We start from the raw sequence: 9,871 nt of genomic DNA on the forward strand, positions 1-9,871 counted from the left end.
ATTATCAAATTGATAAAGAAAATTTGCAATTTAAGCTTAAAGAATTTTTATTTGATGATGGTTATAAATATCGTATTATTTATCCAGATCAATTTGAAGTGCTCGATAAATCTGGGCCTTCAAATTTTGAAACGGATAAACTTAGAACTTGTTATCAAGATGAATATAATACGACTTGCAATATAGAATCTTACAACTATTATCATGACCTTTTAGTTAAAAAATTAGCATTACTTCAAGCAAAAAAAAACGAGCCAAAAGATTCTATTGAGGTAATAGATAAGCAAATTAATAAAGCTTGTTTAATGATACCGCCACCAGTTTACCATAATGAAGCTACCACCTTTACCCATAAAATTACCCGTTGTTTAACGGAACAAATAAAACAACAAATAGAAAAAATAGATAACAAGCTAAACCAGGTAGAAAATTAACTGGAGAAATGAAGTTTATTTTAAAACTTATGCACTTTGTTTTGGGGCTTGCCTTGTACTGTAAATATTCCAAATTTAGTAAACAATTCAATTAGAAAACAAAAGGGCTAAGAATAAAGGATGAAAGTAAAAAAATATTATTTCCATGCTACCTGAAAGTACTCAAATTAAAATAGCAGGTACCAAAGCGCCAAAGAATTATGTTGAATTAGTTGAAGTGATTCGAGATGGAAAACCAACGATTCCTTTACCAACAGAAAAAAAATATGTTTATTTTGATTGTCTTGAAAATGTAGTTAGAGGGAAAAAATATAATGAAGTTGTGGTATTAGATGAGCCTTTTCCAATTGAAGCTGGTGATTTAGTCGGACATATTGGTCATAATCAAGATAAGGCGATAGATAAAGAAAAAGATAAAGAGGGAAATTATATTGATATAGACACTCTCCCATCTGAAAAAGGGATGCAAAACAGCCACTTTAAACCTACATTACATGTTGAGTGTTTTACCTGTGAAGACTTACCCAATTACATAACCCAAACTCAAGCTGAAGCGAGTAAAATAGCTGATGAAGAAAAAACATTATTAGCCTTATCCAAAGGCACCAAAATACTGATGCGCCCAAGTCAAGCCGACACCACCGTTGGCACACCACTTAAAGGCAGCAAAATAAAGGTGCTTAGTAAAGAAACCAACATAAACTGGCTACAAATAGAAATTAAAACCTCTGAAACTGACACAAAATCATTATGGATTAAAAATACTAAGGAGATAGCAAAAAAAGTAAAATTTAATGCTGAAGTTAAATTATCCAAAGATACCCTAGCATGGAGTGAGTATCCATTGCAAGACAGTCAATTAACTAACAGTGAACTGATTATTGATACACAACTATTGCTTAATATGAATGATAATCATTTTAAAGCAAGAGCAAATCGAGCTGTGGATGAGCAAGATACCTTATGGGTATACATAGAAAAAGCCCTTGACGATAAAAATAACACTATGTCGCCTGGTTGGCTATCAACTGAAAGCGAAGGTGTGAAGAAAGTGAGTTGTTGGGATTGGTTTGATTTTAAGCAAGTTAAAGAAAATGCTAGCCTGAAAGACATTTATCTGAGTGCTAAAAAAACCTTAAGCAGAAATAAGGATAATGCATCACTTGAACAATACACGCCAACACTAAAAGAGACATTAACACTATTAGACAAACAACACAGTGCTGATTCACAAAAATATGCGATGATAACAACGGACAGCTTTAAAGGGCTTATTGATAAGCCAATATTAGCCTCATCACTGGGTCGCCTGTTAATCCATTATGAAAGTGAATGGTATGGCAAAGTTGATTCAGAAGGCAAATTGCCAAAATGGGAAGCGTTAAATAGTGAAATGACAGAAAATGTCAGCAATGTATTGGATTATTTAACGGAAGGAGACGAAGCAAAACTGGATGCTTATATCAACACGCTAGAAACAAGCAAACAACAGTCAGAAAAAAAAGGTTTTGAAGAGCTAAAAAGAAAAATTGATCGATTTCCAAAAGACTACAAAAGCAATCCAAAGCAGAAATTGAACGCAGAACAAATCGAAATTTATAAAAAGGTACAAAAGTTAGAAGACAAAGTCATGGCTTGGGACAAAACCAAAGAGAAAATCAAGAAAATGTTATGGTGGGATGATGTTGCTAAAAGCTTAGCGAAGCTAAATCAAGCAAACGACACGCCCCCTGAAAATAGCGGAACAGCACAAGCCGATGTCATCGCACCTGCCACCCTGAATGCTGATGGTAAAGCGTGGTTTATTCATCCGGTAGCATTATTTAATTTCAAACCGAAATTTTGTATAACAGCTGATATGTTAAAACGTATTTTTACGCAAGCAGATAATGAAACATTAAATAATATAGCTCGTGATATCAACAAAAACTATAAATTATTTTGTCTTGATACTGAATTAAGATTGACCCATTTTTTTGCTCAAAGTTTGCAAGAAGTCGGGACTGGATGCACTTCATCCGCTGAAAACTTAAATTATAGTTACAGTGCGTTAAGTGTTTTTACGTATTTTAGTGATAATCCTAGTGAAGCAAAATTATATGGTCGAGTAGATAAACCAGAGAAGAATCCGCATGCTGCAGATCAAGAAGCCATAGCAAATCGAGCATATGGAAATAGAATGGGGAATGGTGATATTGATAGTGGTGATGGTTGGAAATTCAGAGGACGAGGTATGTTTCAGTTAACGGGTAAAGAAAATTATCAAGGATTAACCGATTGGTATGAAAAAACGTATAAAACTAAGGTCGATTTTGTTGCAAATCCCGATTTGGTTCTTTCCAAGGATTATTTATTGTTATCTGCAGTATATTTCTGGTTGAAATATGACTTACACGAAAAGGCAGATAACGGAGATAAAGGAGAACATGTTGATAAAATTACAGAAGTCATTAATAAAAAAACGAAAACTTATAAAAACCGTCGGGAAAACTTTGAAAAAATAAAAAAAGAAAAAGTTTTTGATTCTATTTCTTTTGAATGAGGAGTAACCATGAAGTTCAAAACAATGTTGTTTATATTATTAAGCTCAATTTTTACAGGGCAAAATGCCTATGCCGATTCCTATTTGGATTTAGATTCTATTCCAGAAGAATATCGATTTCCTAAATATGATAACATCGCTCATCCACCAATTGATGTTGAATATAAAGGTAAGAAAGGTACTGCTCTATTTCTTAGCAATACTTTTGATGATGGAAGACGTAATTTAGAGGTTTATTTTTTAACTAATAATAATAGAGAATTATATAAAGTAGTAGAAGTTTATACATATCAATATGGACATAGTGAAGTAGTAAGTGCCTTCGAATTTACTAGAAAAAAATCCGGTGATAAATATATCTACATTTTATTGAAAGACGGTACAGGGCCAACGATATGGTATAGTTTTATAGAATTACCTTTATCTGTAAAAGATGATGGTATATTAAGAGCATTATATTTTATAGGAGATGATGCTTTTATATCAAAAATCAGGTGTATGAGTGATCTTGAAACAGAAGAACGCTGCGAATTTTCAACGAAAGAGGGATTAATAGAATATCTTAATAAAGAAGGAAGACAATGAGGAGTTACAATGAAGTTCAAAACAATGTTGTTTATATTATTAAGCTCAATTTTTACAGGGCAAAATGCCTATGCCAATTCCGATGAGGATTTAGATACTATTCCAGAAGAATTTAGATTTCCTAAATATGATAACATCGCTCATCCACCAATTGATGTTGAATATAAAGGTAAGAAAGGTACTGCTCTATTTCTTAGCAATACTTTTGATGATGGAAGACGTAATTTAGAGGTTTATTTTTTAACTAATAATAACAAAGAATTATATAAGGCATTTGAAATTTACCCATATCAATATGATGAATTATTAAGTATCTTTGAATATGAATATATAGAGAATAAAACCAAAAGCAAATCAATCCTAATTCTAACAAAAGAAGTTTTTAAATCGAGCATACACTATCGTTATTTTGAATTACCAGTATTAATTGATAATGATGGTGTGTTAAGAGCATTATATTTTATAGGAGATGATGCTCTTGTAGCAAAAATTGGATGTATAGATAATTTTAAAACAAAAAAACGCTGCGAATTTTCAACGAAAGAGGGATTAATAAAATATCTTAATAAAGAAAGAAAACAATAATGAAATCGAATTAGCCACAGACACCGAGGCATGGAGTGAACACCCATTACAAGACAGCCAGTTAACTAGTAGCAAACTGATTATTGACACACCGCTCTTACTTAATATGAATGATAATCATTTTAAAGCAAGAGCCAATCGAGCGGTGGATGAGCAAGATACCTTATGGGTATACATAGAAAAAGCCCTTGACGATAAAAATAACACTATCTCGCCTGGTTGGCTATCAACCGAAAGCGAAGGTGTGAAAAAAGTGAGTTGCTGGGATTGGTTTGATTTTAAGCAAGTTAAAGAAAATGCCAGCCTGAAAGACATTTATCTGAGTGCTAAAAAAACCTTAAGCAGAAATAAGGATAATGCATCACTTGAACAATACACGCCAACAATAAAAGAAACATTAACAATATTAGACAAGCAATACAATTCTAGCTCTCTATGCTAGTGAAATAGCCGCTTTTGCTGAGCGTTTTGAATCAATTCTTAGGCAGACATCAAATTTAACAGAGGATTTTTAATATGAAGAAAATAATACTATTAATAGCCATGGTGACAACCAGTGCTATTTGTGATGCTAAAGAGCCCTGTTTAAATAAAACATCTGTATACGAGGCTCGGTTGCGTATTAATGCTAAATCTTATCAGTTCATAGATTACCTTTGTGATGATGAAAGCGCTGAAAAGGGACATGGTTTTTCAAAAAAAGGCATATTAGAAGTACATGCCAACAAATTTAATAAATTATTTAAAAAGGTAACAGGAATATGGGGAATGAAGTATATTCGATTTGATGCATGGAATAATAAGCCCACTCTTTATTATTCTATGTCGTCCTCGGTGCCAACTGAAGTAAATTTCCCTATTACGATCAAAAATAATGATTTAATAATTAATTGCTCGTATATTAGCAAATTTTTTCAAAATGGTCGGGAAGCCAAATACTCCTATTGTGGCGATAAACATATTATCAAAGATGGATTTGGTGAAGATGAAATTGAATATTCATTTCCTGATTTTCACTTATATGGCGTGTTCTATGATATCTATTTTCCCAAAACGAATACATTTTTAGTTGATAAAGAATTTGATGTGTTTATCGGTAAAATAGATGATATCAATTTTTATCGACGTTATGCTTCATATGACAATTATCTTAATGATAATTATACCGTTATTATGGCGAATAAGAAAAAAGAATACCATTTTAAAACGTCACAAATTTATCAACGTATGGCAAAAGCACGTTCTAAAGGTTTTATTGGATTAGATATCATTGATTCAAAAGGGAGCATTACTTTTTATGGTAAAAAGGCTTTATTAGCACTATTAAATAAATCGACCATAAAACCTAGTATCAAATCTTATATTCAGCAAGAAAAAGCTGAACTTTATGATTCCCCAAATGGTCGATTCACTGATATGTATTTAGTGCAGAACGATTTGGTCAACATTTTGGATGTGTCTTGGAATAAAGAGTCCAGCTCTAATGTCTGGTTTAAGGTGAGTTATAATAGTAAAAAACACGGTGAAATAATTAAATGGATCAGCTCGGATGCTTTTAAGAGCTGGCCATACATATAAAGTTGATTTGGTTACCAACCAAGAGCGAAGAGGCAAAGGCGTGAAGACGGTGTGTTGCTGCAACAATGGGAAGCGTTAAATAGTGAAATGACAGAAAATGTCAGCAATGTATTGGATTATTTAACGGAAGGCGACGAAACAAAACTTGATGCTTATATCAACACGTTAGAAACAAGCAAACAACAGTCAGAAAAAAAAGATTTTGAAGCGTTAAGAAGAAAAATTGAAAGGTTCCCAGAAGATTCTAAAAGTAACCCACAGCAAAAGCTGAACCAAGAACAACTTGAAATCCTTCAGGTATTAAGGAGCTCAAACAAAAATTATATGAAGGATTACTAAAAAACATAAAAAAACATTATTAAAAAGGTGCATAATGAAAAAAAGATTTATTTTACCGTTCTTATCTCTGTTTATTGTTGGCCACGCTTTTGCTGTTCCTCTAGAGGAAAGCTTGAGGATTTATGCTATAACCTCAATAACTCAAGAATCTCCTTTTTGTTATTTCTTATTAGTTGACTATTATCCAAATGGTCAAGTAAAAGAAAAAGGTTGCCAAGGACATTATAATGGAACTGGTATTGGAGTGGCAAACTGGTATGAATATGATTTTTCAGGAAAGCTTGTTCGTTCTACCTATTATCATCCTGATGAGTATGGTAAAGATTATAAAATTGTTACAACCTACAAAAATGGTAAGGTTTTAACTAAAAAAATATTTAATTATGATGATTTATATGAAACAGAACAGGAAGAACTTAATGAAATACCTAAATAAAAAGCTAGCATTAGTAATAATGCTATTTTTTATGCTATGCAATGTAAATAGTGTAATGGCAGATAGCAACAAAGATGATTTAATTAAACAAGCTAAAAGTGGTGATAAGGTTGCTCAATATTCTTTAGCGAATCTATTGTTTGCTCAGAGTATTGATAAAGAAAAATATGATGACGAGGTTGTTTATTGGTATAAACAATCAGCAGACCAAGGATATGCAAAAGCGCAATTTGCTTTAGCTATGGTTTATAGAAGGCTGAAAAAATATGGCGAAGTTATTGACTGGTTAAAAAAAGCAGCGGAGCAAAATCATGTACAAGCTCAATACTATTTATGGGTAGAATACCAGTTTGGGTTTTCGGTTGATTACGATAAATACGATAAAATTGAGGCCAGACATTGGTTAATAAAAGCGGCCGAGCAAGGTTATACACCAGCTCAAGTTGAATTAGGTAATTTATATTTAATTGAAGCCAATGATAACGCACGTTATGAAAAAGCGATTTATTGGTATAAAAAAGCCGCTGAAGCCAATGACCCTTACGCCCAACTTAATTTAGGTTTAATTGAAAAAGAAAGTTCAAATTACAACCAAGCACTATATTGGTTTAAACGTGCCTGTAAAAATAATTTTAATGATGCTTGTCATTTAGCTTCTACCATAAAGGTGAAGAAAAAGAAGTAGTGTTGATTTAAATATAGTTACAATAACCTTAAATCCTAATAAGCACCTAAAAAACTAAAAATAAATCAACAAAAAATCCACTGTATGAATAATATTGGAGCTATTTTGTCAAGAGCTTGGCAGTGACTGGAAATTCAGCACCGTTTTAGAGTCTTCGATACGATAGATGATTTTAACCGTGAGGTGTTAGACATTGATATTGCCGTAAGTTTACCAGTAGGTAGAGTTACTCGTTATTTGGATAAATTAACGGAGTATCATGGCTATTTTTGTTTTACATTGTACTGATGGAAATATGACTGAGGAGGCTATTAAAGCAAAAAATAATGTTAATAATCAAAATAAAAAAATAAGGAGTAAAGCCCATAAATATATTATGAAAAACGGTGATATCATTGAGATATGGCCTTTCACTGAAAAGAATGTGTGGGCAACAAAAGCTGAGTCTAGATATAATTTAAAAGGAAGAATGTTCCATGTTGAAATTAATTATAAAAGCCCTGATACTCCTACAGATAGCCAATATCAAGCTCTTGCGGATTTATATATTGAAGCCGCTAATATTGAAGGGTGTTGGCCAATTATAGTTCCTCATATTGAAGTTGATAGAGGCATTCCAAATGGTCACGGTGATCCTACAGATTTTGATTATAATAAATTTTATTCTACTTTGAGGAGTAAAAATGTGCCTATAGATGATATCCCCCATTTTGAACATGAATGGTATTGGGGATATAGCAAATCAAAAATTCCTTTTGGCAACGATAAATATTCTTGGCCACCTATTTTATCAGGAAACCCCACAAAAAATGAGATTATTATATGAGGCAAGTAATTCTATTATTTTTAATATTACCTAATTTATTATTAGCTCAAGAGGTATACACAAATTCTTTTAATCAAGAATATTTATCTTTAGGAACTATTAATACCGAAAATGATAAAAAAAGTTTCTTAAATCTTAAAAATGGAGAGGTAAATTGGATAAATCTGTCAGAATTACAGGAAATGCAACAAATAGATATGTTATCTCCACCTATTTTTTGGGACAAAATCAACAAAAATTCTATAGGTTTTTATGCGAGTGGTTATGAACCATTTTGGAACGCTAAAATCAGTAAGAATAAATTGCAACTTTTCATTGAAAAAGAAGAAAATTTAAATATTACTATAGATATAAAAAATTCCTCTTTAACAAATAATTTTGTGGCTGTTTTTCATTCCGAAGATGCTGTATACGGTTTAATTCGTGGCCTTCCTAAAGGAAATATTTGTGAGGAAAATCTTGCTGAACTAACGTCAATATATGAAATTTTTATTGACTATAAAGGTGAAATACTTGAGGGATGTGCATATTTAGATAAATTTTAAGTTGTTTTTCGTATATCTACACTTTTTAGTATCAAAAGATAATGTTATAGATTCATTTTATATTTAATAGGTGATTGGTACTAATTAGTGTAGCCTATCCAAATTGCTCAAAAATTATATGAAGGATTCTTGAAAAATTTTATTAAAAGGTTGCATAATGAAAAAAATAATTATTTTACTACCCATTTCTTTATTTATTGTTTGTCATTCTTTTGCCAACTCTGTTAAGGAAAATTTTGATCCTTACGCCATATCATAAATAATATCAAGTAATTCAAATACTCCTTTTTGTTATTCATTTCTTATTGATTATTATCCAAATGGTCAAGTAAAAGAAAAAGATTATCAAGGACATTAGTAAGTGGTGATGGTTGGAAATTCAGAGGACGAGGTATGTTTCAGTTAACGGGTAAAGAAAATTATCAAGGATTAACCGATTGGTATGAAAAAACGTATAAAACTAAGGTCGATTTTGTTGCAAATCCCGATTTGCTTCTTTCCAAGGATTATTTATTGTTATCTGCAGTATATTTCTGGTTGAAATATGACTTACACGAAAAGGCAGATAACGGAGATAAAGGAGAACATGTTGATAAAATTACAGAAGTCATTAATAAAAAAACGAAAACTTATAAAAACCGTCGGGGAAACTTTGAAAAAATAAAAAAAGAAAAAGTTTTTGATTCTATTTCTTTTGAATGAGGAGTAACAATGAAGTTCAAAACAATGTTGTTTATATTCTTAAGCTCAATTTTTACAGGGCAAAATGCCTATGCCAATTCCGATTCCTATGAGGATTTAGATAATATTCCAGAAGAATATCGATTTCCCAAATATAATAACATCGCTCATCCACCAATTGATGTTGAATATAAAGGTAAGAAAGGTACTGCTCTATTTCTTAGCAATACTTTTGATGATGGAAGACGTAATTTAGAGGTTTATTTTTTAACTAATAATAATAGAGAATTATATAAAGTAGTAGAAGTTTATACATATCAATATGGAAATAGTGAAGTAGTAAGTGCCTTCGAATTTACTAGAAAAAAATCCGGTGATAAATATATCTACATTTTATTGAAAGAAGGTACAGGGCTAACGATATGGTATCGTTTTATAGAATTACCTTTATCTGTAAAAGATGATGGTATATTAAGAGCATTATATTTTATAGGAGATGATGCTTTTATATCAAAAATCAGTTGTATAGATAATTTTAAAACAGAAAAACGCTGCGAATTTTCAACGAAAGAGGGATTAATAGAATATCTTAATAAAGAAGGAAGACAATAATGAAATCGAATTAGCCACAGACA

13 protein-coding genes are annotated in these 9,871 nt (G+C 31.5%); all 13 read left to right on the top strand.

The annotated features are described in order from the left end of the window. On the top strand, nt 1–434 hold a 434-nt coding region (locus tag A9G45_RS14540), incomplete at its 5' end, for a hypothetical protein (protein WP_176701614.1). A 145-nt stretch (nt 435–579) separates the two neighbouring features. Continuing rightward, nucleotides 580–2,976 (top strand): glycoside hydrolase family 19 protein, encoded by a 2,397-nt coding sequence (locus A9G45_RS12910; protein WP_065572422.1) that lies wholly within the window; start codon nt 580–582, stop codon nt 2,974–2,976. A 9-nt stretch (nt 2,977–2,985) separates the two neighbouring features. After that, nucleotides 2,986–3,561, top strand: coding sequence for a hypothetical protein (locus tag A9G45_RS12915; RefSeq protein WP_065567037.1), 576 nt, complete (start codon nt 2,986–2,988; stop codon nt 3,559–3,561). 9 nt (nt 3,562–3,570) lie between these two features. Next, nucleotides 3,571–4,146 (top strand): hypothetical protein, encoded by a 576-nt coding sequence (locus tag A9G45_RS12920; RefSeq protein ID WP_065567036.1) that lies wholly within the window; start codon nt 3,571–3,573, stop codon nt 4,144–4,146. A gap of 106 nt (nt 4,147–4,252) precedes the next feature. Then, the gene (locus A9G45_RS12925; protein WP_065567035.1) at nt 4,253–4,588 is read left to right on the top strand and encodes a hypothetical protein; all 336 of its coding nucleotides are present in this window, start codon (nt 4,253–4,255) and stop codon (nt 4,586–4,588) included. A 74-nt stretch (nt 4,589–4,662) separates the two neighbouring features. After that, nucleotides 4,663–5,724 (top strand): hypothetical protein, encoded by a 1,062-nt coding sequence (locus A9G45_RS12930; RefSeq protein WP_065567034.1) that lies wholly within the window; start codon nt 4,663–4,665, stop codon nt 5,722–5,724. A gap of 51 nt (nt 5,725–5,775) precedes the next feature. Then, nucleotides 5,776–6,063 carry a hypothetical protein gene (locus A9G45_RS12935; protein ID WP_065567033.1) on the top strand — a complete coding sequence of 96 codons (288 nt, stop codon included), beginning with the start codon at nt 5,776–5,778 and terminating at the stop codon, nt 6,061–6,063. Nucleotides 6,064–6,097: 34 nt separating this feature from the next. Next, nucleotides 6,098–6,499, top strand: a complete 402-nt coding sequence (locus tag A9G45_RS12940; protein WP_065567032.1) for a hypothetical protein — start codon at nt 6,098–6,100, stop codon at nt 6,497–6,499. Further along, nucleotides 6,483–7,184: a tetratricopeptide repeat protein gene (locus tag A9G45_RS12945; protein ID WP_065567031.1), complete on the top strand. Its 702-nt coding sequence runs from the start codon at nt 6,483–6,485 to the stop codon at nt 7,182–7,184. The genes A9G45_RS12940 and A9G45_RS12945 overlap by 17 nt, the downstream gene beginning before the upstream one ends. A gap of 259 nt (nt 7,185–7,443) precedes the next feature. Then, a complete protein-coding gene (locus tag A9G45_RS12950; protein WP_065567030.1) occupies nt 7,444–8,010 on the top strand; it encodes a peptidoglycan recognition protein family protein in 567 nt (188 codons plus the stop codon). Then, nucleotides 8,007–8,555, top strand: coding sequence for a hypothetical protein (locus A9G45_RS12955; protein WP_065567029.1), 549 nt, complete (start codon nt 8,007–8,009; stop codon nt 8,553–8,555). The genes A9G45_RS12950 and A9G45_RS12955 overlap by 4 nt, the downstream gene beginning before the upstream one ends. Nucleotides 8,556–8,948: 393 nt before the next feature. Beyond that, nucleotides 8,949–9,257 (top strand): hypothetical protein, encoded by a 309-nt coding sequence (locus tag A9G45_RS12960; RefSeq protein ID WP_065572423.1) that lies wholly within the window; start codon nt 8,949–8,951, stop codon nt 9,255–9,257. Nucleotides 9,258–9,266: 9 nt separating this feature from the next. Continuing rightward, entirely contained in the window at nt 9,267–9,848 is a 582-nt protein-coding gene (locus tag A9G45_RS12965; protein WP_065572424.1) for a hypothetical protein, read from the top strand. Nucleotides 9,849–9,871 lie beyond the last annotated feature (23 nt).

The organism is Gilliamella sp. HK2, assembly GCF_001690265.1.
Lineage (GTDB): Bacteria > Pseudomonadota > Gammaproteobacteria > Enterobacterales > Orbaceae > Gilliamella > Gilliamella apicola_C.

Bases quoted from the DNA above. Each gene is read 5' to 3' on its own strand.
- A9G45_RS12910 (WP_065572422.1), top strand. From the start codon at position 580: ATGCTACCTGAAAGTACTCAAATTAAAATAGCAGGTACCAAAGCGCCA.
- A9G45_RS12915 (WP_065567037.1), top strand. From the start codon at position 2,986: ATGAAGTTCAAAACAATGTTGTTTATATTATTAAGCTCAATTTTTACA.
- A9G45_RS12920 (WP_065567036.1), top strand. From the start codon at position 3,571: ATGAAGTTCAAAACAATGTTGTTTATATTATTAAGCTCAATTTTTACA.
- A9G45_RS12925 (WP_065567035.1), top strand. From the start codon at position 4,253: ATGAATGATAATCATTTTAAAGCAAGAGCCAATCGAGCGGTGGATGAG.
- A9G45_RS12930 (WP_065567034.1), top strand. From the start codon at position 4,663: ATGAAGAAAATAATACTATTAATAGCCATGGTGACAACCAGTGCTATT.
- A9G45_RS12940 (WP_065567032.1), top strand. From the start codon at position 6,098: ATGAAAAAAAGATTTATTTTACCGTTCTTATCTCTGTTTATTGTTGGC.
- A9G45_RS12945 (WP_065567031.1), top strand. From the start codon at position 6,483: ATGAAATACCTAAATAAAAAGCTAGCATTAGTAATAATGCTATTTTTT.
- A9G45_RS12950 (WP_065567030.1), top strand. From the start codon at position 7,444: ATGGCTATTTTTGTTTTACATTGTACTGATGGAAATATGACTGAGGAG.
- A9G45_RS12955 (WP_065567029.1), top strand. From the start codon at position 8,007: ATGAGGCAAGTAATTCTATTATTTTTAATATTACCTAATTTATTATTA.
- A9G45_RS12960 (WP_065572423.1), top strand. From the start codon at position 8,949: ATGTTTCAGTTAACGGGTAAAGAAAATTATCAAGGATTAACCGATTGG.
- A9G45_RS12965 (WP_065572424.1), top strand. From the start codon at position 9,267: ATGAAGTTCAAAACAATGTTGTTTATATTCTTAAGCTCAATTTTTACA.